The 24,329-nt window shown below is 69.8% G+C and carries 20 protein-coding genes; 2 read left to right on the plus strand and 18 right to left on the minus strand.

Going from position 1 to position 24,329, the window contains the following annotated elements; genetic code table 11:
* From BM070_RS17485 to BM070_RS17565, 17 genes are all read right to left on the minus strand, one after another.
* The gene (locus BM070_RS17485) at positions 1-993 is read right to left on the minus strand and encodes a D-alanine--D-alanine ligase (protein WP_092940629.1); all 993 of its coding nucleotides are present in this window, start codon (positions 991-993) and stop codon (positions 1-3) included.
* On the minus strand, positions 990-2,423 hold the full coding sequence (gene murC, locus BM070_RS17490) for a UDP-N-acetylmuramate--L-alanine ligase (RefSeq protein WP_092940630.1): 1,434 nt from the start codon (positions 2,421-2,423) through the stop codon (positions 990-992). The genes BM070_RS17485 and murC overlap by 4 nt, the downstream gene beginning before the upstream one ends.
* Positions 2,420-3,490, minus strand: coding sequence for an undecaprenyldiphospho-muramoylpentapeptide beta-N-acetylglucosaminyltransferase (gene murG / locus BM070_RS17495; protein WP_092940631.1), 1,071 nt, complete (start codon positions 3,488-3,490; stop codon positions 2,420-2,422). Before murG ends, murC begins: the two co-directional genes overlap by 4 nt.
* Entirely contained in the window at positions 3,487-4,773 is a 1,287-nt protein-coding gene (ftsW, locus tag BM070_RS17500) for a putative lipid II flippase FtsW (protein ID WP_092940632.1), read from the minus strand. The genes murG and ftsW overlap by 4 nt, the downstream gene beginning before the upstream one ends.
* Positions 4,770-6,689 carry a Mur ligase family protein gene (locus tag BM070_RS17505; RefSeq protein WP_092940633.1) on the minus strand — a complete coding sequence of 640 codons (1,920 nt, stop codon included), beginning with the start codon at positions 6,687-6,689 and terminating at the stop codon, positions 4,770-4,772. Before BM070_RS17505 ends, ftsW begins: the two co-directional genes overlap by 4 nt.
* Positions 6,686-7,867 (minus strand): phospho-N-acetylmuramoyl-pentapeptide-transferase, encoded by a 1,182-nt coding sequence (gene mraY / locus BM070_RS17510; RefSeq protein ID WP_092940634.1) that lies wholly within the window; start codon positions 7,865-7,867, stop codon positions 6,686-6,688. The genes BM070_RS17505 and mraY overlap by 4 nt, the downstream gene beginning before the upstream one ends.
* Positions 7,861-9,300, minus strand: coding sequence for a UDP-N-acetylmuramoyl-tripeptide--D-alanyl-D-alanine ligase (locus BM070_RS17515; RefSeq protein ID WP_092940635.1), 1,440 nt, complete (start codon positions 9,298-9,300; stop codon positions 7,861-7,863). Before BM070_RS17515 ends, mraY begins: the two co-directional genes overlap by 7 nt.
* 29 nt (positions 9,301-9,329) lie before the next feature.
* Entirely contained in the window at positions 9,330-10,826 is a 1,497-nt protein-coding gene (locus BM070_RS17520) for a UDP-N-acetylmuramoyl-L-alanyl-D-glutamate--2,6-diaminopimelate ligase (protein WP_434803197.1), read from the minus strand.
* Between the two features lie 8 nt (positions 10,827-10,834).
* Positions 10,835-12,586 (minus strand): peptidoglycan D,D-transpeptidase FtsI family protein, encoded by a 1,752-nt coding sequence (locus BM070_RS17525; protein ID WP_092940637.1) that lies wholly within the window; start codon positions 12,584-12,586, stop codon positions 10,835-10,837.
* Entirely contained in the window at positions 12,583-12,930 is a 348-nt protein-coding gene (gene ftsL, locus BM070_RS17530) for a cell division protein FtsL (protein WP_092940638.1), read from the minus strand. The genes BM070_RS17525 and ftsL overlap by 4 nt, the downstream gene beginning before the upstream one ends.
* Positions 12,927-13,856 carry a 16S rRNA (cytosine(1402)-N(4))-methyltransferase RsmH gene (gene rsmH, locus BM070_RS17535; protein ID WP_092940639.1) on the minus strand — a complete coding sequence of 310 codons (930 nt, stop codon included), beginning with the start codon at positions 13,854-13,856 and terminating at the stop codon, positions 12,927-12,929. The genes ftsL and rsmH overlap by 4 nt, the downstream gene beginning before the upstream one ends.
* A gap of 8 nt (positions 13,857-13,864) precedes the next feature.
* The gene (mraZ, locus tag BM070_RS17540; RefSeq protein WP_092940640.1) at positions 13,865-14,293 is read right to left on the minus strand and encodes a division/cell wall cluster transcriptional repressor MraZ; all 429 of its coding nucleotides are present in this window, start codon (positions 14,291-14,293) and stop codon (positions 13,865-13,867) included.
* 261 nt (positions 14,294-14,554) lie between these two features.
* The gene (gene hslU / locus BM070_RS17545) at positions 14,555-15,877 is read right to left on the minus strand and encodes an ATP-dependent protease ATPase subunit HslU (protein ID WP_092940641.1); all 1,323 of its coding nucleotides are present in this window, start codon (positions 15,875-15,877) and stop codon (positions 14,555-14,557) included.
* Positions 15,878-15,994: 117 nt separating this feature from the next.
* Entirely contained in the window at positions 15,995-16,540 is a 546-nt protein-coding gene (gene hslV, locus BM070_RS17550) for an ATP-dependent protease subunit HslV (protein ID WP_092940642.1), read from the minus strand.
* A gap of 87 nt (positions 16,541-16,627) precedes the next feature.
* Positions 16,628-18,367 (minus strand): STAS domain-containing protein, encoded by a 1,740-nt coding sequence (locus BM070_RS17555; protein WP_092940643.1) that lies wholly within the window; start codon positions 18,365-18,367, stop codon positions 16,628-16,630.
* A gap of 61 nt (positions 18,368-18,428) precedes the next feature.
* Positions 18,429-18,926 (minus strand): RNA polymerase-binding protein DksA, encoded by a 498-nt coding sequence (gene dksA / locus BM070_RS17560; RefSeq protein WP_092940644.1) that lies wholly within the window; start codon positions 18,924-18,926, stop codon positions 18,429-18,431.
* A 399-nt stretch (positions 18,927-19,325) separates the two neighbouring features.
* Positions 19,326-20,414: a CobW family GTP-binding protein gene (locus tag BM070_RS17565; protein ID WP_092940645.1), complete on the minus strand. Its 1,089-nt coding sequence runs from the start codon at positions 20,412-20,414 to the stop codon at positions 19,326-19,328.
* 204 nt (positions 20,415-20,618) lie between these two features.
* Between BM070_RS17565 and BM070_RS17570 the strand changes: the two genes are divergently transcribed.
* The gene (locus BM070_RS17570) at positions 20,619-22,001 is read left to right on the plus strand and encodes a GGDEF domain-containing protein (protein WP_092940646.1); all 1,383 of its coding nucleotides are present in this window, start codon (positions 20,619-20,621) and stop codon (positions 21,999-22,001) included.
* Here BM070_RS17570 and BM070_RS17575 read toward each other — a convergent pair.
* Positions 21,970-23,193 (minus strand): class I SAM-dependent rRNA methyltransferase, encoded by a 1,224-nt coding sequence (locus BM070_RS17575; RefSeq protein WP_092940647.1) that lies wholly within the window; start codon positions 23,191-23,193, stop codon positions 21,970-21,972. The genes BM070_RS17570 and BM070_RS17575 overlap by 32 nt on opposite strands.
* 172 nt (positions 23,194-23,365) lie before the next feature.
* Here BM070_RS17575 and BM070_RS17580 point away from each other — a divergent pair, with 172 nt between their 5' ends.
* Positions 23,366-24,325, plus strand: coding sequence for an MBL fold metallo-hydrolase (locus BM070_RS17580; RefSeq protein WP_092940648.1), 960 nt, complete (start codon positions 23,366-23,368; stop codon positions 24,323-24,325).
* Positions 24,326-24,329 lie beyond the last annotated feature (4 nt).

Below are 24,329 nucleotides of genomic sequence, written 5' to 3' on the forward strand. Positions count from 1 at the left end.
TCACGTGGCGTTGGGTTGTGCGGCCTGGCCCTGGGCGCTGTCCAGCGACGCGCTGGCCAGGATGCGCAGGCACAGGGCTTCGTAGCTGAGGCCCATGGAGCGTGCCGACATGGGCACGAGCGAGTGGCCGGTCATGCCCGGGGAGGTGTTGATCTCCAGCAGGAAGGGCTTGCGGTCGCTCGCGCGGATCATGATGTCGGCGCGCGCCCAGCCGCGGCACTGCAGCGTGCGGAAGGCCTCGACCACCAGGCGCTGGATCTCGCGCTCCTCGTGCTCGGGCAGGCCGCTCGGGCAGTGGTACTGCGTGCTGTCGGTGAAGTACTTGTTCTGGTAGTCGTAGTTGCCATCGGGCGCCACGATGCGGATCACCGGCAGGGCGCGGGCGCCCGCGCCCTGGCCCAGCACGGGGCAGGTGGTTTCCTCGCCCTCGATGAACTCCTCGCACAGCACCTCGGGGTCGTAGCGCGAGGCCAGCAGATAGGCCTGTTCGCACTGGCCGGGCGAGCTCACCTTGGTCAGCCCCAGCGTGGAGCCTTCGCGGGCGGGCTTGACGATCATCGGCGTGCCCAGCTCCTTCAGCGCCTGCGCCGTTTCGGCGGCGCTGGAGACCAGCCGCCAGTCCGGCGTGGGCAGGCCCTCGAAGCGCCAGATGCGCTTGGTCATGATCTTGTCCATGGCGATGCTCGACGCCATCACGCCCGGGCCGGTATAGGGAATGCCCAGCAGCTCCAGCGCGCCCTGCACCGTGCCGTCTTCGCCATGGCGGCCGTGCAGCGCGATGAAGCAGCGCGTGTAGCCGTGGCTCTTGAGCTCCGACAGGTCGGTCTGCGACGGGTCGAAGGCGTGGGCATCGACGCCGTTGGAGCGCAGGGCCTGCAGCACGCCGCCGCCGGACATCAGCGAGACCTCGCGTTCGGCGGAGCTGCCGCCCATCAGCACGGCCACCTTGCCCAGGGCGCGCACGTCGATCTTGGCTTGTTCGTTCTGGCTCATGCTGCCCGCGCCTCCTGCGCTGCCTGCTCATTGTTTTGTAGCATCGCCACCACCTTGGCAGGCACGCTGCCGATGGAGCCCGCGCCCATGCACATCACCACGTCGCCTGCGCGCACGGTGTCCACGATGCGCTGGGGCAGGTCGGCCACGGCCTCGACGAACACCGGCTCGACCTGGCCGGCCACGCGCACCGCGCGCACCAGCGCCCGGCCGTCGGCGGCCACGATGGGCGATTCGCCGGCGGCATAGACCTCGGTCAGCAGGGCCGCGTCGGCGCTGCCGATCACCTTGACGAAATCCTCGAAGCAGTCGCGCGTGCGGCTGTAGCGGTGCGGCTGGAAGGCCAGCACCAGCCGGCGGCCGGGGAAGGCGCCGCGCGCGGCGGCCAGCGTGGCGGTCATCTCTACGGGGTGGTGGCCGTAGTCCTCGATCAGCGTGAAGCGGCCGCCGTCCTTGGCCGGCAGGTCGCCATGGCTCTGGAAGCGCCGGCCCACGCCGCGGAAGCCCGCCAGCGCGCGCAGCAGGGCTTCGTCGGGCACGTTCAGCTCCACCGCCACGGCCACCGCCGCCAGCGCGTTGAGCACGTTGTGCTCGCCCGCAAGGTTCAGCACCACGTCCAGGTCGGGCAGCACCACGCCATTGCGGCGCAGCACGCGGAAGTGCATCTGCGCGCCCACGGCGCGCACGTCCACCGCGCGCACCTGGGCGTCTTCGCCGAAGCCGTAGCTGGTTATGGGGCAGGTGACCTGCGGCACGATCTCGCGGATGGCAGCGTTGTCGGTGCACAGGATGGCCGTGCCGTAGAACGGCATGCGGTGCAGGAAGTCCACGAACGCGCCCTTGAGGCGGTTGAAGTCGTGGCCGTAGGTTTCCATGTGGTCCGCGTCGATGTTGGTCACGACCGACATCACGGGCAGCAGGTTGAGGAACGAGGCGTCGGACTCGTCGGCCTCGACCACGATGTAGTCGCCCTGCCCCAGCTTGGCGTTGGCGCCCGCGCTGTTCAGGCGCCCGCCGATCACGAAGGTCGGGTCCAGCCCGGCCTCGGCCAGCACGCTGGTCACCAGGCTGGTGGTGGTGGTCTTGCCGTGGGCACCGGCGATGGCGATGCCGCGCTTGAGGCGCATCAGCTCGGCCAGCATCAGGGCGCGGGGCACCACGGGGATCTTCTTGTCGCGCGCGGCCAGCACCTCGGGGTTGTCCGCCTGCACGGCGGTGGAGGTGACGACGGCGTCGGCGCCGTCGATGTGGGCCGCGGCATGGCCCACGTGCGTGCGGATGCCCAGGCCGGCCAGCCGGCGCAGCGTGGCGCTGTCGGACAGGTCGGAGCCGGAGATCTCGTAGTCCAGGTTGAACAGCACCTCGGCGATGCCGCACATGCCGGCGCCGCCCAGGCCGACGAAATGGATATGGCGAATGGCGTGTTTCATGCGGTCAGTTCCTCACACGCTTGCACCACGGCTTGGGTGGCTTCTGTCTTTTGCATCTTCTTGGCTTCCAGCGCACGCTCCATCAACGTCGTGCGCTCTGTATTTTGTAGCATACCGGCCAGCCAGGCGGGCGTGAGCTCGCGCTGCTGCACCAGCCAGCCGCCGCCCGCATCCACCAGGAAGCGGGCATTGGCGCTCTGGTGGTCGTCCACCGCGTGCGGAAAGGGCACGAACAGCGCGGCCGCGCCCACGGCGGCGATCTCGGTGACCGTGCTGGCCCCGGCGCGGCAGATGACCAGATCGGCCTCGGCGAAGGCCGTGGCCGTGTCGTCGATGAAGGGCGTGAGCGTGGCCTGCACGCCCGCCGCCTCGTAGTTGGCGCGCAGCGCGTCGATCTGCGCAGCGCCGCTCTGGTGCGTGACCTGCGGGCGGAACTGCACGGGGATCAGGCCCACGGCCTGGGGAACGATCTCGTTGAGCGCCTTGGCGCCCAGGCTGCCGCCCACCACCAGCACATTGAGCGGGCCGGTGCGCTGCGCGAAGCGCTCGGCCGGGCCGGGCTGGCGCAGGAAGGGCTCGCGCAGCGGGTTGCCCACCCACCGGCCCTTGCGCAGCACGTCCGGGAACGCGGTGAACACCCGGTCGGCCACGCCGGCCAGCACCTTGTTGACCAGGCCGGCGACGGAGTTCTGCTCGTGCAGCACCAGCGGCTTGCCCAGCAGCGAGGCCATCATGCCGCCCGGGAAGGTGACGTAGCCGCCCAGGCCGATCACCACGTCGGGCCGCACGCGGCGCAGCACCGCAAGCGATTGCCAGAAGGCGCGCAGCAGGCGCAGCGGCAGCAGCGCCAGGGTCAGCAGGCCCTTGCCGCGCACGCCGGAAAAGTCGATCGCCTCGAAGGCGAAGCCGCGAGGCGGGACGAGGCGCGACTCCATGCTGCCGGGCGTGCCCAGCCAGTGCACCTGCCAGCCGCGCGCGCGCAGCTCCTCGGCCACGGCGAGGCCCGGGAAGATATGGCCGCCGGTGCCGCCGGCCATCACGAGCGCGGTCCTGGAGCGGCCCGTCATATCCGGCCTCCGCGCATCATGTGCTTGTTCTCGTAATCGACCCGCAGCACCACCGCGATGGCCACCAGGTTCATCAGGATGGCCGAGCCGCCGAAGCTCATCAGCGGCAGCGTCAGGCCCTTGGTGGGCAGCGCGCCCAAATTCACGCCCATGTTGATGAAGGACTGGAAACCCATCCACATGGCAACGCCCTGCGCCACCAGGCCGGAGAAGACGCGGTCCAGCGCGATGGCCTGGCGGCCGATGTGCATGATGCGGCGGGTGAGCCAGAGGAAGAGCACGATGAGCACCATCACGCCGACCAGGCCGAATTCCTCGCCGATCACGGCCAGCAGGAAGTCGGTGTGGGCCTCGGGCAGCCAGTGCAGCTTCTCGACGCTGCCCCCCAGGCCCACGCCGAAGATCTCGCCGCGGCCGATGGCGATCAGCGAGTGCGAGAGCTGGTAGCCCTTGCCCAGCGCATGCTCTTCGCTGAAGGGGTCGAGGTAGGCGAAGATCCGCTCGCGCCGCCAGGGGCTGGCCATCACCATCACGGAGAAGGCGCCCACCAGCACGGCGGCGATCAGGAAGAACATGCGCGCGTTCACGCCGCCCAGGAACAGGATGCCCATGGCGATCACGGCGATCACCATGAAGGCGCCCATGTCGGGCTCGGCCAGCAGCAGCGCGCCCACCAGCGCCACGGCCACACCCATGGGCAGCACGGCGCGGAAGAAGCGCTCCTTCACCTCCATCTTGCGCACCATGTAGTCCGATGCGTAGATGACCACCGCGAACTTGGCCAGCTCGGATGGCTGGAAGTTCATGATGCCCAGCGACAGCCAGCGCCGCGCGCCGTTGACCACCGAGCCCACGTGCGGGATGAGCACCGCGATCAGGAGGCCGATGGAGCACACGAAGAGCCAGGGCGCCACGCGCTCCCAGGTGGACATGGAGATCTGGAAGGCCAGCAGCGCCGCGACGAAGCCGATCACCAGCGCCATGATGTGGCGCACCAGAAAGTGCGACTGCGCGATCTTGCCGAAGCGCGGGTTGTCCGGCATGGCGATGGAGGCCGAATACACCATGACCAGGCCCCAGGCCAGCAGCGCGATGACGACCCAGACCAGCGCCTGGTCGAAGCCCAGCACGCTCGCGGGGGTGGTGGTGGTCTGGCGGTATTCGGTGCCGCCCACGCGCACGGGCAGCACGTCGGCGCTGGCCGGGGGCTTGCCGCCGGCCCAGGCGCGCAGGCGCTGCAGCAGGCCGGGCTGGCCGGAAGACGAGGTCGCGTAGCCGTTCACAGGCTGCCCTCCAGTTCCTGGCCGGCGTCGTGCGCCAGCGTGCGCACCGCGTCGCAGAAGACGCGGGCGCGGTGCTCGTAGCCGCTGAACATGTCGAAGCTGGCGCAGGCCGGCGACATCAGCACCGCATCGCCCGGACGGGCCAGGCGGGTGGCGGCCTGCACGGCCTCCGGCAGCGTCGCGGCGGATTCGACCGGCACGCCCGCACCCTGCAGCGCGGCGCCGATCTGCGGGCCGTCGCGGCCGATCAGCACCACGGCGCGGGCATGGCGGGCCACGGGGTCGGCCAGCGGGGAGAAGTCCTGCCCCTTGCCGTCGCCGCCCAGGATGACGACCACGCGCCGGTCGGCGCCCAGGCCCGTCAGCGCGGCCACGGTGGCGCCCACGTTGGTGCCCTTGCTGTCGTCGAAGTATTCGATCTCGCCCACCATGCCGATAGGCTCCACCCGGTGCGGCTCGCCCCGGTATTCGCGCAGCCCGTAGAGCATGGGCGCGAGCGAGCAGCCGGCCGCATGGGCCAGCGCCAGCGCGGCCAGCGCGTTGATGGCGTTGTGCCGGCCGCGGATGCGCAGCGCATCGGCGGGCATCAGCCGCTGGATGTGCAGGTCTTCGGCCGCTGCCGCAGCGGCGCGCGGGCGGCGCGCCGTCTCGTCGGCTTCCTGCGCGCGCACCAGCCAGGCCATGCCGGACACGACCTCGATGCCGAAGTCGCCGGGCCGCCGGGGCATGTCGCCGCCGAAGGTGACGTGGTTGCGCAGCACCGGCTTGGCGGCCTTGGCGCGCGATGCGGCGGGCTTTTTCGCGGGGGCGGCCTCGCCCGCAGGCGTGGCGGGCGCAGCGGGTGCGGCCGGCGTGAGCATGGCCATCACCTCGGCATCGTCGCGGTTGAGCACCATCAGGCCGGTCTGGCCGAAGATGCGCGACTTGGCGCGGGCGTAGGCAGGCAGGTCGCCGTGCCAGTCCAGATGGTCCTGGCTGATGTTGAGCACGGTGGCGGCGGTGGGCTCGAAGCCCACGGCGTCGTCGAGCTGGAAGCTGGAGAGTTCCAGCACCCAGGTCTCGGGCAGCGTGCCGGCGTCGATGTGCTGGGCCAGCGTGTCCATCAGCGTGGGACCGATGTTGCCGGCCACGGCCACGCTGCGGCCGGCGCAGTCCGCCAGCAGGCCGGTGAGCGAGGTGACGGTGGTCTTGCCGTTGGTGCCGGTGATGGCCAGCACGGCGGGCGCGTAGCCGTGCGAGGCGCGCATTTCGGCCAGCGCCTGTGCGTAGAGGCTCAATTCGCCCGTGACGCGCACGCCTTCCGCGCCGGCTGCTACGAAAACAGGAGCAAGCGTGGCAGGACTCAGGCCCGGCGATCGGTAGATGGCATGCAGGCCGCGGCCTTGCACCAGGCGCTCGTCGAACGCGCCGGCGATGAAGCGCACCTGCGGCAATTCCGCCTCCAGCACGGCGCGCTGGGGCGGTGCCTCGCGCGTGTCGGCCACGGTGACGTCGGCGCCGCAGCGCACGCACCAGCGCGCCATGGCGAGGCCCGAGGCACCCAGGCCCAAGATCAGCACGCGGCGGCCTTGGAGGCCGGCCAGATGCTCGCCAGGGCGGCCTTCGGGCACGGGGGCCTGGGGCGCGGCGGCTTCGCTGGAGGCATCGGCCTGCGCATCGCCAGCGGCAGCCGGTGCGGATGCGGGGGCGCCGGCTTCGGGCGCGGCCACGTCGGCGAAGATGCGGGCGACGAACTCGGCCGCGGCCTGCGCGGCGGAGCCGGGCTGGTAGGCCTCGTCGGCCGCTGCAGGCGCGGGAGCAGCCACGGGCACGGAATCCGGCTCAGGCACGGATGCGGCAGCGCCGGCGCTGTGGCCGGCGTCTTCGCCAGGCAGTTCCTGGTCGTCGGGGCGGGGTTGCGGATCGTGCGGGTTCATCGCAGTTTCAGCGTGGACAGGCTGAGCAGGCACAGCAGCAGCGTGATGATCCAGAAGCGCACGACCACCTGCGTCTCGGTCCAGCCGCTCTTCTCGAAGTGGTGGTGCAGCGGCGCCATCTTGAGCAGGCGGCGCCCGGTGCCGTAGCGGCGCTTGGTGAACTTGAACCAGGAGACCTGCAGCATCACCGACAGGGCCTCCACCACGAAGATGCCGCCCATCACGGCCAGCACGATTTCCTGGCGCACGATCACCGCGACCGTGCCCAGCGCAGCGCCCAGCGCCAGCGCGCCCACGTCGCCCATGAAGACCTGCGCCGGATTGGCGTTGAACCAGAGGAAGGCCAGCCCCGCGCCGGACATGGCCGAGCAGAACACCAGCAACTCGCCCGCGCCCGCGATGTGCGGGAACAGCAGGTACTTGGAGAACACCACGTTGCCCGCCACGTAGGCGAAGAGGCCCAGCGTGGCGCCCACCAGCACCACCGGCATGATCGCCAGGCCGTCCAGGCCGTCGGTCAGGTTGACGGCGTTGCTCGCGCCGACGATGACCAGATAGGTCAGGATGACGAAGCCCAGCACGCCGAGCGGATAGGTCACTTCCTTGAAGAACGGCACCAGCAGCCCGGCCTTGGGCGGCAGGCTGAGCGAGAAGCCGGACTGCACCCAGGCCAGGAACAGCTCGAACACGCGGGCATTGGAATTCTCGGAAATGCTGAACACCAGGTAGAGCGCCGCGACCAGCCCGATGACGGACTGCCAGAAATACTTCTCGCGCGAGCGCATGCCTTCCGGGTCCTTGTTGACCACCTTGCGCCAGTCGTCCACCCAGCCGATCGCGCCGAAGCCCAGCATCACGGCCAGCACGATCCACACGAAGCGGTTGGAGAGGTCGGCCCAGAGCAGCGTGGACAGCGTGATGGCGCCCAGGATGAGCACGCCGCCCATGGTGGGCGTGCCGCTCTTGGCCAGGTGCGATTGCATGGCATAGCCGCGGATGGGCTGGCCGATCTTCAGCGCCGTGAGCATGCGGATCACCTTCGGCCCGGCGACCAGCCCGATGAGCAGGGCCGTCACCGCGGCCATCACGGCACGGAACGTGAGGTACTGGAACACCCGGAACGAGCTGAGCTCGGGATTGCCGGTTTCCTGCAGCCATTGCGCGAGCAGCATCAGCATGCGGACACCTCCCGTGCGGGGCCGTAGCCCGCGCCTGTCTGTTCCTCTGTGCCGGCTTCCAGCGCCTGCACCACTTGCTCCATCTTCATGAACCGGGATCCCTTCACCAGCACGCTGCCCACCGCGGGCAGCGCCTTGCGCACCGCTGCCTGCAGCGATGCCATATCGTCGAAATGCGTCGCCGCCGGCCCGAAGGCTTCGGCGGCGTGCGTGCTTTGGGCACCGAGGGCGAACAGCAGGTCGATGCCGCTGCGCCGCGCGTGCTCCCCAGCCTCCGAATGGAAACGGGGCCCTTCGTTCCCTACTTCGCCCATATCGCCCAGCACCAGCAGGCGCGGGCCGGGTAGTTCGGCCAGCACGTCGATGGCGGCCTGCACGGAGTCGGGGTTGGCGTTGTAGGTGTCGTCCACCACGGCCAGGCTGCGCCCGCCGTGGGCCAGCGCGAAGGCGCGCGAGCGGCCCTTGACCGGCACGAAGGCCGAGAGGCCCTGGGCGATGGCTGCGAGCGGCACGCCGGCGGCCACGGCGCAGGCCGCCACGGCCAGGGCGTTGTCCACGTTGTGGCGGCCGGCGATGTGCAGGGCCGCGTCGAAGCTGCCCTGCGGGGTGGCGATGCGCACCTGCCAGGCGCCGCCCTGCCAGCGGGCGGCGGGGCAGTACACGTCGGCGCCGCTGTCTTCGCGGCCGAAGGTGAGGCAGGCGCGGCCGGCCGCCAGTTCGCGCCAGAGCGGCGTATAGGCGTCGCCCGCGGGGAACACGGCCGTGCCGTCCGGCGGCAGCGCGGACAGCACCGAGCCGTTCTCGCGCGCCACGGCCTGCACGGTGTGCATGAATTCGAGGTGCTCGCGCTGGGCGTTGTTGACCAACGCCACCGTGGGCCGGGCCATATCCGCCAGGCAGGCGATCTCGCCCGGATGGTTCATGCCCATCTCGATCACGGCGGCGCGGTGCGCGGCGGTGAGGCGCAGCAGCATCAGCGGCACGCCGATGTCGTTGTTGAAGTTGCCCTGCGTGGCGAAGGCGCGTTCCTCGTCCGGGCCCTGCCAGGCGCGCAGCACGGCGGCGCACATCTGGGTGACGGTGGTCTTGCCGTTGCTGCCCGTCACGCCGATCAGCGGCAGCGAGAACTGCGCGCGCCAGCCGGCCGCGAGCGCGCCCAGGGCCTGGAGCGTGTCGGGCACCTCGATGCCGGCGAGGCCTGCGGCTTCGAGCCCGCCATGCGCCAGCGCGGCGGCGGCGCCAGAGGCGCGGGCATCGGCCAGGAAGGCGTTGGCGTCGAAGCGCTCGCCCTTGAGCGCCACGAACAGGTCGCCCGCTTGCAGCGTGCGCGTGTCGGTATGCACGCGCAGCAGCGGCGTGGCACCGTCGCCGACCAGGCGTGCGCCGGACACGCGCGCGGCCAGCAGCGCATGGGCCTGCCGCAGGGTCAGCATGGGGGCGGAAGACGGGGTGTGCGCAGTCGTCATGCGGCGCTCCCTGCTCGGCGGGCCAGTGCGGCGCGGGCGTGCTCCATGTCGGAGAACGGGCGGCGCTCGCCGGCCGTTTCCTGATAGTCCTCATGGCCCTTGCCGGCCAGGAGCACCACGTCTTCGGCGGCGGCCTCGCGCAGCGCCAGGGCGATGGCCGCGGCGCGGTCGGGCTCGGCCTGCACAGTCAGGCCGGCGATGGTGCCCTGCAGGATCTGGCGGATGATCTCGGCCGGCTCTTCGCCGCGCGGGTTGTCGCTGGTCACGACCACGCGGTCGGCCCGCTGCTGCGCGGCGGCGCCCATCAGCGGGCGCTTGGCCGCATCGCGGTTGCCGCCGCAGCCGAACACGCACCAGAGGCGCCCGCCCCGCGCCTGGGCGACGGGCTTGAGCGCCTGCAGCGCCTGGTCGAGCGCGTCGGGCGTGTGGGCATAGTCCACGGCCACCAGCGGCTGGCCGGGGGCGGCGATCTGCTCCATGCGGCCGGGCACGGGCGTGAGCTGCGCGCAGGCGTAGAGGGCATGCTCCAGCGGCACGCCGATGGCGCGCAGCGCGGCGATCACGCCCAGCAGGTTGGAGACGTTGTAGAGGCCGATCAGCCGCGTCTGCAGCACATGCGACTGCGCGCCTTCGGCCACGGTGAAGACGAGGCCCTCGTCGCCGTGCACGATGTCGCGCGCCTGCAGACGGGCCGGCTCGCGCAGGGAAACGCTCCAGACATCCAGCGGCCGCTCGGCCAGCGTGGCATGCAGTTCGGCGCCGCGCGGATCGTCGATGTTGATCACCGCCGACTGCAGGCCGGGCGCATCGAACAGCATGGCCTTGGCCTGCCAGTAGGCGGCCATGGTGGGGTGGTAGTCCAGGTGGTCCTGGGTGAAATTGGTGAAGAGCGCCACGCGCACGCGGGTGCCCGCGAGGCGGTGCTCCGCCATGCCGATGGACGAAGCCTCGATGGCGCAGGCCGTCTGGCCCGCGTCGGCGAAGCGCTGGAACACGCGCTGCAGCCGCACCGGATCGGGCGTGGTCATGCCGGTGGCCTCCAGCGCGGGCGGCACGCCCACGCCCAGGGTGCCCACCACGGCGCAGCCGCCGGGCGCGGCCAGCCCTTCGCGGGCGAGCACGTTGAGCGCGTCGGCCAGCCACCAGGCGGTGCTGGTCTTGCCGTTGGTGCCGGTCACGGCCAGCACGTCGAGCCGGTGGGTGGGCAGGCCGAACCATTCGGCGGCGATCAGGCCCAGCGCCGCCTTCAGGCCGCGCAGCGCGGCGACCTGCGGGATCACGAAGCCGTAGAGCTCGATGCCCTCCTGCTCCACCAGGCAGGCCGTGGCGCCGCGCGCCAGCGCCTCGCCCACATGGGCGCGGCCGTCGGTGGCGGCGCCGGGCCAGGCGATGAAGCCGTCGCCGGGCGCGACGAGGCGGCTGTCGGTCTGCAGCGTGCCGGTGACGCGCTCGCGCAGCCACTGCACAGCGGCCTGCACGGAGGTGAGGGACATGACCTGGGTCATAGCGGCTCCTTCACCGTATCGGCCACGATCTGCGGCTTGACCGCCATGTCGGGCTGCACGCCCATCATGCGCAGGGTCTGCTGCACCACCACGCTGAACACCGGCGCGGCCACGGCGCCGCCGTAGAAGACGCCGTCGCTGGGCTCGTCGATCATCACGGCGACGATGATGCGGGGCTTGTCGATGGGCGCCAGGCCCGTGAACCAGCCGCGGTACTTGCCGGCCGCGTAGTGCTTGCCCACCTGCTTGCGGGCCGTGCCGGACTTGCCGCCCACCGAGTAGCCCACGGTCTGCGCCTGCTGGCCGGTGCCGCCCGGGCCGGCGGCCATCTGCAGCATCTTGCGGATCTGTGCGGCCGTGCGTTCGGAGAACACGGGCACGCCCACCGCGGGCTCGTTGGTCTTGAGGATGGTGGCGGGAATGATCTTGCCGTCGTTGGCGAACACGGTATAGGAGCGCGCCATCTGCAGCAGGCTGGCCGAGAGGCCGTAGCCGTAGGACATGGTGGCCTGCTCGATCGGCCGCCAGGTCTTGTAGGGGCGCAGGCGCCCCGTCACCACGCCGGGGAAGTGGATCTGCGGCTTCTGGCCGAAGCCCGCAGCCGTGAAGGTCTCCCACATCTCCTTGGCGGGCAGCGTCATCGCGATCTTGGTCGTGCCCACGTTGCTGGACTTCTGGATCACGCCTTCCACGGTCAGCACGCCGTGGTTGCTGGTGTCGGAGATGGTGGAGCCGGTGACGGTGACGCGGCCCGGGTTGGTGTCGATGATGGTGTCGGGCCGCACGCGGCCGGTCTCCAGCGCCAGGCCGATGGTGAAGGGCTTCATGGTCGAGCCGGGCTCGAACACGTCGGTGATGGCGCGGTTGCGCAGCTGCTCGCCGGTCAGGTTCTGGCGCTTGTCGGGCACGTAGCTCGGGTAGTTGGCCAGCGCCAGCAGCTCGCCCGTGTGCGCGTCGATCACCACCACGCTGCCGGCCTTGGCCTTGTGCAGCGCCACCTGGTCGCGCAGCTTCTGGTAGGCGAAGAACTGCACCTTGCTGTCGATGGACAGCTGCACGTCCTGGCCGTCCACGGGCGGAATGTCGGCGCCCACGCCTTCGACCACGCGGCCCAGCCGGTCCTTGATGACGCGGCGCGAGCCGGGCTTGCCGCCCAGCTCCTTGTTGAAGGCCAGCTCGATGCCTTCCTGGCCCTGGTCTTCCACGTTGGTGAAGCCCACGACGTGCGCTGCGGCCTCGCCTTCGGGGTACTGGCGCTTGTATTCCTTGCGCTGGTAGATGCCCTTGATGTTCAGCGCGGCGATCTGCTGGCCCACTTCCCAGTCGAGCTGGCGCTTGATCCAGACGAAGGTCTTGTCCTCGTCGGCCAGCTTGGCCTGCAGCGCGGGCAGCGGCATGTCCAGCAGCTTGGCCAGCTGGCGCAGCTTGGCCTTGACCTCGGGGTCGTCCTGCTCCACGTCTTCGGGAATGGCCCAGATGCTGGCGGCCGGCACGCTGGAGGCGAGGATCAGGCCGTTGCGGTCGAGGATGCGGCCGCGGTTGGCCGGCAGCTCCAGCGTGCGGGCGAAGCGCACCTCGCCCTGGCGCCGGAAGAAGGCGTTGTCGAACACCTGCACGTAGGCGGCCCGGGCGGCCAGGGCCACGAAACCCAGCGCCACCAGGGCGACGATGAACTTGCTGCGCCAGAGCGGCGTGCGCGACGCCAGCAACGGGCTGGAGGTGTAGTTGACGCTGCGGCTGTTTCTCATGGCCGCCTCCCGCTGGGGCGCTGTGCCGCGGCCGCCGTGCCGGTGGCCGGGGCCGGCTCGGCCACGGGCGGCACGATGGCGCCGCCGTCGGTCACGTACTGGGTGATCGCCGGGGTCGTGGTGCGCATCTGCAGGCGGTCGCGCGCGAGCTTCTCGATGCGCAGCGGCGTGGCCTGGGCCCGCTTTTCGACCTGCAGGCGCTGGTGTTCGGTTTCGAGCCGGCGCGACTCGGCCACGGCGCGGTCGAGTTCGGTGAAGAGCAGGCGCGATTCGTACTGCGTGCGCACCACGAACATCGCGCTGACCATCACGGCCACCAGCAGCACCAGGTTGAGCCGCGTCATGCCGGGACTTCCGTGCGTTCGGCCACGCGCATGACCGCGCTGCGTGCCCGCGGGTTGGCTGCCACTTCGCCAGCGCTGGGCTTGATGCGGTCCAGCGCGTTCAGCCGCATGGGCTGCGGCGCCGCGAACGGCGCACGGCGGTCATAGACCTCCTTGGAATGCTGGGCGATGAACTGCTTGACGATACGGTCTTCGAGCGAATGGAAGCTGATGACCACCAGCCGCCCGCCGGGCGCCAGCACGCGCAGGCTGGCCTCTAGCGCCTGCTGCAGCTCTTCCAGTTCGGCATTGATGAAAATCCGAAGAGCCTGGAAGGTGCGTGTGGCAGGGTTCTGGCCCTGTTCGCGGGTGCGGACCGCACCAGCCACGAGTTCGGCCAGCTCGGCAGTGGTGCCGATCGGGCCGCGCTCCTGCCGGCGAGCAACAATCGCCTTTGCAATGGGGCCAGCAAACCGCTCTTCGCCGTATTCACGTATCACCTCCGCAATCTGTCCGACCTCGGCATCGGCGAGCCATTCGGCCACGCTCTGGCCGCGCGTGGTGTCCATGCGCATGTCCAGGGGGCCGTCGAACCGGAAACTGAAACCCCGTCCGGGGCTGTCGATCTGGGGCGAGCTGACGCCCAGGTCCAGCAGCACGCCTGCGGCGCTGCCTGCGGGCATCTCGCCGAGATTGCGAAAGCCCTCGTGCCGAATGGAAAAACGCGCATCGGTGATGCGCGTTGCCTCTGCGATGGCTTCGGGGTCCTTGTCGAACGCCACGAGGCGCCCCTCAGGTCCGAGCCGCAGCAGGATGCGGCGCGAATGCCCCCCTCGCCCGAAGGTGCCATCGATGAATGTGCCGGACGGCGACTCTCCGGCCGCGCCCAGCAGGGCGTCGACCGCTTCGTCGAGCAGTACGGTGGTGTGTTGCAGGGTGGATTGCACCGTAGGACCTAGAAAGAAAAGTCCTGGAAGACTTCGGGCATGGCGGCTTGCATGGCTTCGGCTTCCTTGGCTTCGTACGTGGCCTTGTCCCACAGCTCGAAGTGGTTGCCCATGCCCAGCAGCATGGTGTCGCGGGTGATGCCGGCGGCCTGGCGCAGCTCGGGCGACACCAGCACGCGGCCCGTGCCGTCCATCTCGACGTCCTGCGCATTGCCCAGGAAGATGCGCTTCCACCATTGGGCGGACATGGGCAGCTCGGCGATGCGTTCGCGGAATTTTTCCCATTCGGGGCGCGGGAACACCATCAGGCAGCCATGCGGATGCTTGGTGATGGTGAGCTGGCCTGCCGCCGTCGCCGAGAGGACGTCGCGATGCCGGGTCGGCACAGACAGCCGCCCCTTGGCATCGAGACTCAGCGATGACGCCCCTTGAAACACGAATGGAACCCCAGGTTGGTGGCGACCTTTTCGACCCCGGAATGGAGCAAAAAGGCACTTCTCACCACTTAATTGCACTTTTTCCCACTGTAGCAGGAAAAGCACACCTTTCAAGGGGGGTTACACAAAACTTTGCAATGAAATCAAGGACTTAGAAGCGAATCCCAAAGCGGGAATCCGCTGAAAATCCTTATCGCGCAAGCACTTAGGTGGTGGTATGCAAGTGGAACCTGAAGCCTCGGGCCGAACGGCCCAGAAGGATCACAAGATGTATCGGGACAGGTCCTCGTCCTGGCTCAGGGTCTGCAGCCGCGCATCGACATAGGCCGCGTCGATGGACACCGTCTGGCCCGATAGCCGGACCGCATCGAAGCTCACCTCGTCCAGCAGGCGCTCCATCACGGTGGACAGGCGCCGCGCGCCGATGTTCTCGGTGCGCTCGTTCACCTCGAAGGCGATGCGGGCCAGCCGGGTGATGCCTTCGGGGGTGAATTCCAGCGTCACGCCCTCGGTGGCCAGCAGCGCCTGGTACTGCTTGACCAGCGAGGCGTGCGTGCTGGTGAGGATGGCCTCGAAGTCCTGCACCGACAGCGATTCCAGCTCCACGCGGATCGGGAAGCGCCCCTGCAGCTCGGGGATCAGGTCGCTGGGCTTGGACAGGTGGAAGGCGCCCGAGGCGATGAACAGGATGTGGTCGGTCTTGACCATGCCGTACTTGGTGGACACCGTGGTGCCCTCCACCAGCGGCAGCAGGTCGCGCTGCACGCCCTGGCGCGACACGTCGGAGCCGCTCGCCTCCTGGCGGGTGGCGACCTTGTCGATCTCGTCCAGGAAGACGATGCCGTTCTGCTCGGCGTTCTGCAGGGCGCGGGTCTTCACGTCCTCCTCGTTGACGAGCTTGGCGGCTTCCTCGTCGGTCAGCTGCTTGAGCGCCTCGCCGATCTTGAGCTTGCGCGTCTTGCGGCGCTCCTGGCCCATCTGGCTGAACATGCCGCGCAACTGCTCGGCCATCTCTTCCATGCCCTGCGGGCCCATGATCTCCAGCTGCGGGCGGGCGTCGGCCAGCTCGATCTCGATTTCCTTGTCGTTCAGCTGGCCTTCGCGCAGCTTCTTGCGGAAGACCTGGCGGGCGGTGTTGTCGGCCGGGGGCGCATCGCCCGTGCCGCGCGCAGCGGGCACCAGCACGTCGAGGATGCGGTCTTCGGCCGCGTCTTCGGCGCGGGCGCGCAGGCCCTTCATGTCGGCCTCGCGCGTCTGCTTGACGGCCATCTCGACCAGGTCGCGGATGATGGAATCGACGTCCTTGCCCACATAGCCCACCTCGGTGAACTTGGTGGCCTCGACCTTGATGAAGGGCGCATCGGCCAGCCGCGCGAGGCGCCGGGCGATCTCGGTCTTGCCCACGCCGGTCGGGCCGATCATGAGGATGTTCTTGGGCGTGATCTCCTGGCGCAGGCCGCCGTCCACCTGCTGGCGGCGCCAGCGGTTGCGCAGCGCGATGGCCACGGCGCGCTTGGCGCCGTGCTGGCCGACGATGTGGCGGTCGAGTTCGGAGACGATTTCCTGGGGGGTCATGGAGGACATGTGCGGTGCCTGCCTTTGCAGTTCAAAGCCAAAACGGCCGCCTGCGCACGATCTATCTGCGCAGGCAGCTACCAAATCAATAGCGAATCGAGAGGTGGGGCAGCCAGGGGGCTGCGCTCACAGCGTCTCGATGGTGTGGTTCATGTTGGTGTAGATGCAGAGCTCGCCGGCGATCTCCAGCGACTTCTTCACCACCTCCTGGGCCGACAGCTCGGTGTGGTTCAGCAGCGCCTTGGCGGCCGAATGCGCGTAGGCGCCGCCCGATCCGATGGCGACGATGCCCTGCTCGGGCTCCAGCACGTCGCCGTTGCCGGTGATGATGAGCGAGGCGCTCGCATCGGCCACGGCCAGCATGGCCTCCAGGCGGCGCAGCACGCGGTCGGTGCGCCAGTCCTTGGTCAGCTCGATGGCGGCGCGCGTCAGGTGGCCCTGGTGCTTTTCCAGCTTGGCCTCGAAGCGCTCGAAGAGGGTGAACGCATCCGCCGTGGCGCCGGCGAAGCCCGCCAGCACCTTGCCGTGATAGAGCTTGCGCACCTTGCGCGCCGTGCCCTTGACCACGATGTTGCCCAGGGTGACCTGGCCGTCGCCGCCGATGGCGACCTGAATGCCGTCCGCCGTCTGGCGGCGGACGCTGAGGATGGTGGTGCCGTGAAACTGTTCCATAGCGCCAGCAAGTGGGGGCCCGGGCGGATATTGCAAGCGTGCGAAGCCATCCACATGGGCGCCGCCGGCGGCGCCCGGTTCAGTGCATCAGTGCGCGCGCGGCACGACGCGTGCGTGCTCGTTGATGCCGATCACGTTGAAGAACACCGCCACCAGCCGCGAGAGATGCACGAACTGCACGGCATGCCCCTGCGACTGCAGGTCCGCCGCCCAGTTCAGCACCGAGCCCGCCGCGGCGAAATCGATCCGGATCAGCCGATCGCACGCCACCACCAGGGGCGCGCCGGGCGGGGCCTGCTCCTGCAGCGGCGCCAGCAGCGGCATGGCGTCGCCCTCCACCACGCCGGCCAGCGAGGACGGGGGTTCGTTCCCCAGCGGCATGCGGGACGAATCCTGGCTCACGCCGAAGCCGGACGGGTGCTCGCGCTCCAGTTCTTCGAGCGCGGCCCAGTCGGTGCTGCCGCCACCACCGCTGCACGCGCAGCGCGGCGGCACCCAGGACGGGGGCGAGACCTCATAGGTCACGCAGTAATCCATCGCAACCAGATCGAACTCTTCCAGCCGGCCCATCAGGCGCAGGGCCGCGAGGCGCAGGCGCCAGGCCTGCGGCGGCGCGCTGCCGTCGCCCGACGGCGTGGCGACCTGCAGCACTTCGAGCAGGGTGTCCACGCCGTGGAGCACCAGCCGCACGTCGCCCTGGTCCGCCCACTGGGTGAACAGGTCGGCCAGCCCAGGCACGGCCGCACCGTCGATGGCCTGCAGGCGCGACCAGGTGAGATCCCAGGGCGCCGCGGCGCGCTGCGTGGCGGCCTGCAGCGCCGCTACCGACTGCGGCCCGAGCTCCGAGGGCGCGACCCAGCGGAATTCCCTGGCGGGCACGGCGAGTGTCGGCTCGGCGGGCGCTTCCGCCGGCACGCCGGCCAGCTCGGGCAACGAGAACCAGAGCGGCGCGGAGCGGCCGAAGCGGGCGGCGAATTCGATCGCCAGCGCCTCGAAGGGCTCCTGCCGGCCGGTGGCACGGTAGAGGTCGAACAGCGCCATCCACAGCTCGAACTGCCGCTCGGGCGCGTCCTGGGCGCGCTGCGCCAGCAGTTCGCGCAGCGCGGCCTCGGCACCCGCGGTGTCGCCATGGGCGAAGCGGATGGCGGCCTCTTCCAGATCCGGATCGTGCCGGAACGCGGCCGGCGCAGCCGCCGGGGGCGCCGCAGGCGGGGCGGCATCGGCGCGGACCGCCGGGCGCACCGCCCAGGCCTGCGCGAACACGTCGCCCGGCTCTTCCTGGGCCAGCGAAGAGAGGCGGAACGGCACGGTGGGCGCGAACGCGCGGGCCTGGCGCGTGTCGGTCTCGGACGCCAGCAGCAGGGAAGAAGGAATGGTGGTGGCCGTGAGCGAGGCCGTGGACGTCGGGGGCGGCGCGGAGGGCGAAGCGCCGGCCAGCGGCGCATGGCGGCTGCGCCACCATTGCTGGGACATCTGCGCCTCGATCTCGTCGATCTTGCGGATCGTGCCGGCCCGGTCGTCGGAGGAAGAACCGCCCAGGCCGCTGTCCACCTCGAGGAACGAGGGGCGCTGGGCCGCGTCGTCGTCTTCGGTGCGCTGGCCCTGCATAGCGTCGCGCTGGCGCAGGCGGCGCAGCTGGTCGAACTCGCGGCGCCGCACGAAGTCGTTGCGGCGCTTGCGCTCGATCATCTCCTTGAGCATCTGCTTGCTGTACTGGCTGTCGCGGTCGTCCTGCGACGCTTCAGCCTCCGCCCAGGGTGCGGTCGGGTTGCGCACGAAGCGCACCACTCTCGACAGCAGTCCCCGGGAGGGTTCTTCCTTGCTCATGGGCGGGTGGCGCAGCAGCCGGGTTTGCGAAGGGCCTGGCAGCGGTGCGCGCTGGCGTGGGTCAGTCCCCGAACATCTTCTGCTTGAGCTCGCGGCGCTGTTGCGCTTCGAGCGACAGCGTGGCGGTGGGGCGCGCCAGCAGGCGGCCGACGCCGATGGGCTCGCCGGTTTCGTCGCAGTAGCCGTAGTCGCCGGCATCGATGCGGGCGATGGACTGCTCGATCTTCTTGAGCAGCTTGCGCTCGCGGTCACGGGTGCGCAGTTCGAGGGCGTGCTCTTCCTCGATGGTGGCGCGGTCGGCCGGGTCGGGCACGACGACGGTGTCTTCGCGCAGGTGCTCGGTGGTTTCGCCGGCGCTGTTGTGGATGTCCTGCTTGAGCTGAACCAGCTTGTGGCGGAAGAACGCCATCTGCTTTTCGTTCATGTACTCGCTCTCGGGCATGGACAGCACTTCGGAGTCGGTCAGCTCTTCGACCGCCTTGTTCTTCCAGTTGTTGGCCAGCTTGGGATCTTTCTTGGCGGCCGCCACGGGGGATTGGGCTTGCATGGTGGTAGGCATTGTGAGTTATGAGCTGGCTAAGGCGCCGTGAGGGGCCGCCGGGGGTTCCAAGGATGGTACGGTCAATCGCTGCAGACAGATAGCGGACGCCTGCCACATTCCAAAAACCGCCACGCAGCCTGATGGAACCAAGGCTGCGGTGCAGGGATCGGACGGACGCCTTGTCTGCCGCTTTCCTGTCTCTTCGCTCTGGGGCGCTGCCCGGATGGACCGCTCGGGCCTGAAGCCAGGCAGCGGGCCGTCCGGGGTTTTGCCGGGGCGCGATTGTATCGGCCTGTGCCCGAAGTGAAACCCCTTCGCGCAATGCGGCGGAAAAATGCGACCTTCTCCTACGGGACGAGGCCGCATCCAGCGGGCGCCTTCAGCGCCTTCGCCCTCCGGGAGATCGTCAGCGGCCGCTCAGACCAGGCACTGCTCCAGGCCCTGCATGAAGATGTCCTTGGGCAGGTCGATGCCGATGAACACCATCTTGCTCATGCGCTTCTCGCCCTCGGCCCATTGCGGCCCGAGGTCGCTGCCCATGAGCTGGTGCACGCCCTGGAAGATCACCTTGCGCTCGGTGCCCTTCATGTCCAGCACGCCCTTGTAGCGCAGCATGCGCGGGCCATAAATGTTCACGATGGCGCCCAGGAAGTCTTCCAGCTTGGCGGGGTCGAACGGCCGCTCGGCGCGATAGACGAAGCTCTTGACGTCGTCGTCATGGTGATGGTGGTGGCCGTGGCCGCCGTGCTGGTGCGAGGGGTGGTCGCAATGCTCGCCGTGCTCGTGGTCATGGTCGTGGTGCTCATGGCCGTGATCGTGATGGTCGTGGTCATGGTCGTGGCCGCCCTCTTCCTTGAGGAAGTCCGGGTCGATGTCGAGCTTGGCGTTCAGGTTGAAGCCGCGCAGGTCCAGCACCTCGGCGATGGACACCTCGCCGAAATGCACGGCCTTGATCGGGGCGCGCGGGTTCATGTGCTTGAGGCGGTGGATCAGCGCATCGGTCTCCGCGGCCGTGACCAGGTCGGTCTTGGACAGGAAGATCTGGTCGGCGAAGCCCACCTGGCGGCGCGCCTCCTGGCGGTCGTTGAGCTGCTGCGCGGCGTGCTTGGCATCCACCAGGGTGATGATGGAATCGATCAGGTAGGACTCGGCGATCTCCTCGTCCATGAAGAAGGTCTGCGCGACCGGTCCGGGGTCGGCCACGCCGGTGGTCTCGATGACGATGCGGTCGAAGGCCAGCTCGCCCTTGCGGCGCTTGGCGGCCAGGTCCTGCAGCGTCTCGCGCAGGTCTTCGCGGATGGTGCAGCAGATGCAGCCGTTGCTCATCTGGACGATCTGCTCCTTGGAGTCGGTCACGAGGATGTCGTTGTCGATGTTCTCCTCCCCGAATTCGTTCTCGATGACGGCGATCTTCTGGCCGTGGGCTTCGGTCAGCACGCGCTTGAGCAGCGTGGTCTTGCCCGAGCCGAGGAAGCCGGTGAGGATGGTGACGGGAATGAGGGACATGTCGGCAACGCTTTCGATGGGAGGAATTCGGAGGGTGCGCGCTCCCGCAGGAACACGCATTGCAAAAGTCTAGCGAAGCTGTCAAGCCCCAGGAGCGACATGGACGTGTGCTTTCAAACGCCTTCAGGTCCGTGCACTCCGTTACATAGTTGTGCGACATTGATGTCCAGCGACTGATTGATCCTCCTTACCCCACGCCCGGCCATGGATTTCCAATTGACTGCCGACCTGCTGGACTCCCTCGGCATAGCGCTGTGCATCTTCGATGCCCAGGAGTGCACGGTGCTCTGGAATGCCTCGTTCCTGCGCCTGTTTCCCGAACACGACGGCCACGTGTACGCGGGCGAGCCCTATGTCGAGAACCTGCGCCGCTTCTACACGGGCCGGCTGGCCCCGGAAGACCTGCCCTACATCGACCGCTTCATCGCCGACGGCCTGCAGCGCTTCCGATCGCACACCCAGCCCTTCGTCTTCCTGCACCAAGGCCGCTGGCTGCGCGTGGCCGCCGCGCCGCGCCAGGGCGGCGGGCAGGTGCGCATCTGGCTGCAGGTGGCGGCGGCCGATGCGAACGGGCAGCCAGGCCAGGGCGCCCAGGCGGCGGCCTCCACCTGCGACCCGAACGTGCTGCCGCCTTCGGACACCCAGCAGATGCTGGAAGACATGGGCGAAGCCGCCACCGTCATGGACGGCGAAGGCCATGTGCTCTTCGCCAACGACCGGTTCCTCGTGCTCTACGGCCTGTCGTCCAAGGCCGCGCTGCGGGGCTGCACCTATGCGCAGATCGTGCAGCGGCTCTGGGACGCGGCCCCCGACCCGCAGGAGCGCGCCCGGCACCACGAAGACCTGGCGGCGGCCCTGCGCGATGCCGCCCTCTTCGCCGGCGCCCCCTTCGAGCTGCCCCTGCCCGGGGGACGCTGGCTGCGCGTGGCCATGAACCGCAGCGCGGGCGGCCAGAGCTACGCGCTGCACACCGACATCACCGGCATCAAGCGCAACGAGAGCGAGCTGCGCGCCAGCGAGCAGCAGCTGCGCGTGCTGGCCGAGCAACTGCGCAGCGAGACCCAGCGCGACATGCTGACCGGCCTGCTCAACCGCCGCAGCCTGCAGGCGCTGCTGCATGAGCTGTGCCACCAGGCCGGCCCGCATGCCCTGCTGTTCATCGACCTGGACGGCTTCAAGGCCGTGAACGACCAGGCCGGCCATGCGGCGGGCGACCAGGTGCTGCGGCGCGTGGCCACGCGCCTCACGCAGTGCGTGCGGCAGGGCGACACCCTGGTGCGCCTGGGCGGCGACGAATTCGTGCTGGTGCTGCCCCACTGCGGCGAGACGCCCGCGCAGCAGGTGGGCCGGCACATCATCGGCACGCTGAGCGACAAGGACTTCGTGCTGGAAAGCGGCCAGCGCTTCCGCGTCGGCGCCAGCATCGGCGTGCGGCTCTTCGGCGGCATGGCCGAGGCGGCCGATACGCTGCTGGCCGACGCGGACGCGGCCTGCTATGCCGCCAAGCGCGCCGGCCGGGGCCGCGTCGAGATGGCCGGGGCGCCCGGCGCGGGCTTCAGCCCTTGCGCATCACGGCCAGCCCCTTGAGGTATTCGCCCTCGGGAAATTCCAGCGTCATCGGATGGTCGGGCGCGCCGGCCAGGCGCTCCAGGATGTAGCCGTCCACCCCGGCGTCGGCACCGGCCGAAGCCACGATCTTGTGGAACAGGTCGGCGCTGATGCCGCCCGAGCACGAGAAGGTGAACAGCATGCCGCCCGGCTCCAGCAGCTGCAGCGCCAGGCGGTTGATGTCCTTGTAGGCGCGCGCGGCCCGCTCGGCATGCACCGCCGTGGGCGCGAACTTCGGCGGGTCCAGCACGATGGCGTCGAAGGTGCGGCCGTCCTTCAGGAACTGGCGCAGCGAGGCGTTCACGTCGGCATCGAGGAAATCGGCGCGCGCCATGTCGAAGCCGTTGAGCGCCACGTGCGCCCGGGCGCGCTCCAGCGCCGGGCCCGACGAATCGATGGAGGTGACATGCCCCGCGCCGCCGGCCAGCGCCGCCACCGAGAAGCCGCCCGTGTAGCAAAAGCAGTTCAGCACGCGCTGCGAGCCCAGGCGCCGCACGGTCTCGAAGAACCGCTGGCGGCTGTCGCGCTGGTCCAGGTAGAAGCCGGTCTTGTGGCCTTCGGCGATGTTGAGCGTGAGCTGCCAGCCGTGTTCGCGCAGCGAGCGCTCCACCGGCACGGGCGAGCCGTCGTCCCGCTCGCCGCCGCGCAGCCAGCCGGTGGCGGGCTGCAGGCCCTCCAGCTGGCGCACGCTGGCGTCGGAGCGCTCGTAGAGGTGCCGCGCGCCCGTGGCCTGCAGCAGCGCGTCGGCGATCACGCTCTTCCAGCGCTCGGTGCCGGCGCTGGTGAACTGGGCCACCAGCACGGTGGCGTCGCCCTCGCCGTCACCATAGCGGTCCACGATCAGGCCGGGCAGGCCGTCGGATTCGCCATGCACCAGGCGCACGCCGTCGCTTTCTATGGCAAAACGGCTCCGCGCCTTGATGGATGCTTGGCATGTCGCTATGAAAAACGAAGCATCGATGCGCTGCTTCTCGTCGAAGCTCCAGACCCGGGCACGGATGCGCGAGGCCGGGCTGAACGCGGCCCAGGCCAGGAAGCGCCCCTCGGCGGACTCCACGCGCACCGTCTCGCCGCTGTCGCCGCCGCCCTTGGCGATGGCCGACTCGAAGATCCAGGGATGGCGGCGCAGGAGCGAACGTTCCTTGCCAGGTCGCAGGCGAATGGTTTTCATGGGGGCGTATTGTGATGCCGGGGCGCGGCCGCCGGCAGGCAGAGCGCATCAAAAACGATAGCTGGCTGCGCCCGCCGCATCTGCGCTCACCGCCCCTTCGGCATCGGACTTGCGCCCTGCTGGGGTTTACCACCCTGCCCGCGGCCCAGGCGCACGCTACGCTGGCAGGGCCATGCCGCACGCCACAGCCTCCCCTCCTTCAGCCGCATCCCTGCTGCCCGACGGCATCGCCGTGCTCGAACGCGGCTGGCTATCGGCCAACAACATCCTGCTGACCGACCCCGAGGGGCGCGCCGCCGCCGCGCTGGTGGACAGCGGCTACTGCACCCACGCGGCGCAGACCGTGGCGCTGGTGCAGGCGCGGCTGCCGCCGGGCGCCACGCTCGCCCTGCTGGTCAACACCCACCTGCACAGCGACCACTGCGGCGGCAACGCCGCGCTGCAGGCGCACTTCGCCGGCCTGCGCACGCTGATCCCGCCCGGCCAGGCCGAGCTGGTGCGCGACTGGAACCCCGAGGCGCTGAGCTACACCCCCACCGGCCAGGACTGCCCGCGCTTTCGCTTCGACGGCGTGCTGCAGCCCAGCCGCCCGCTGCGCCTGGGCGGGCGCGCCTGGCAGGTGCACGCGGCACCGGGGCACGACACGCATTCGGTCGTGCTGTTCGAGCCCGAATCGCGGGTGCTGATCTCGGCCGACGCGCTGTGGGAGAACGGCTTCGGCGTGGTCTTCCCCGAGCTGGAGGGCGAGCAGGCCTTCGCCGACGTGGCCGCCACGCTGGACCGCATCGAGGCGCTGGCCCCGCGCATCGTCATTCCCGGCCACGGCCCGGTCTTCACCGACGTGGCAGCCGCCCTGGCCACCGCCCGCCGCCGGCTTCAGGGCTTCGTGCAGAGCCCGGAGCGCCACGCCCTCTACGCCGCCAAGGTGCTGCTGAAATACAAGCTGCTGGAATGGCAGCAGGCGCCGGAGGCGCAGGTGCGCGCCTGGGCCGCCGCAACGCCCTATTTCGGGATGCTGCACGCGCGCCATTTCGGCGGCACGCCATTCACCGACTGGACGGGCGAACTGCTGTCGGCGCTGGAGGCCAGCGGCGCCGCCCGGCGGGCGGACGGCTGGCTGCACAACGCCTGACGCA

The sequence above is a fragment of the Paracidovorax wautersii genome (assembly GCF_900113035.1).
Taxonomy (GTDB): Bacteria; Pseudomonadota; Gammaproteobacteria; order Burkholderiales; family Burkholderiaceae_C; genus Paracidovorax; species Paracidovorax wautersii.

Coding starts and splice junctions, on each gene's coding strand:
- BM070_RS17485 (WP_092940629.1), bottom strand. CDS start 993: ATGAGCCAGAACGAACAAGCCAAGATCGACGTGCGCGCCCTGGGCAAG.
- murC (WP_092940630.1), bottom strand. CDS start 2,423: ATGAAACACGCCATTCGCCATATCCATTTCGTCGGCCTGGGCGGCGCC.
- murG (WP_092940631.1), bottom strand. CDS start 3,490: ATGACGGGCCGCTCCAGGACCGCGCTCGTGATGGCCGGCGGCACCGGC.
- BM070_RS17505 (WP_092940633.1), bottom strand. CDS start 6,689: ATGAACCCGCACGATCCGCAACCCCGCCCCGACGACCAGGAACTGCCT.
- mraY (WP_092940634.1), bottom strand. CDS start 7,867: ATGCTGATGCTGCTCGCGCAATGGCTGCAGGAAACCGGCAATCCCGAG.
- BM070_RS17515 (WP_092940635.1), bottom strand. CDS start 9,300: ATGCTGACCCTGCGGCAGGCCCATGCGCTGCTGGCCGCGCGCGTGTCC.
- BM070_RS17520 (WP_434803197.1), bottom strand. CDS start 10,826: ATGTCCCTCACCTCCGTGCAGGCCGCTGTGCAGTGGCTGCGCGAGCGC.
- BM070_RS17525 (WP_092940637.1), bottom strand. CDS start 12,586: ATGAGAAACAGCCGCAGCGTCAACTACACCTCCAGCCCGTTGCTGGCG.
- ftsL (WP_092940638.1), bottom strand. CDS start 12,930: ATGACGCGGCTCAACCTGGTGCTGCTGGTGGCCGTGATGGTCAGCGCG.
- hslU (WP_092940641.1), bottom strand. CDS start 15,877: ATGTCCTCCATGACCCCCCAGGAAATCGTCTCCGAACTCGACCGCCAC.
- hslV (WP_092940642.1), bottom strand. CDS start 16,540: ATGGAACAGTTTCACGGCACCACCATCCTCAGCGTCCGCCGCCAGACG.
- BM070_RS17555 (WP_092940643.1), bottom strand. CDS start 18,367: ATGAGCAAGGAAGAACCCTCCCGGGGACTGCTGTCGAGAGTGGTGCGC.
- dksA (WP_092940644.1), bottom strand. CDS start 18,926: ATGCCTACCACCATGCAAGCCCAATCCCCCGTGGCGGCCGCCAAGAAA.
- BM070_RS17565 (WP_092940645.1), bottom strand. CDS start 20,414: ATGTCCCTCATTCCCGTCACCATCCTCACCGGCTTCCTCGGCTCGGGC.
- BM070_RS17570 (WP_092940646.1), top strand. CDS start 20,619: ATGGATTTCCAATTGACTGCCGACCTGCTGGACTCCCTCGGCATAGCG.
- BM070_RS17575 (WP_092940647.1), bottom strand. CDS start 23,193: ATGAAAACCATTCGCCTGCGACCTGGCAAGGAACGTTCGCTCCTGCGC.
- BM070_RS17580 (WP_092940648.1), top strand. CDS start 23,366: ATGCCGCACGCCACAGCCTCCCCTCCTTCAGCCGCATCCCTGCTGCCC.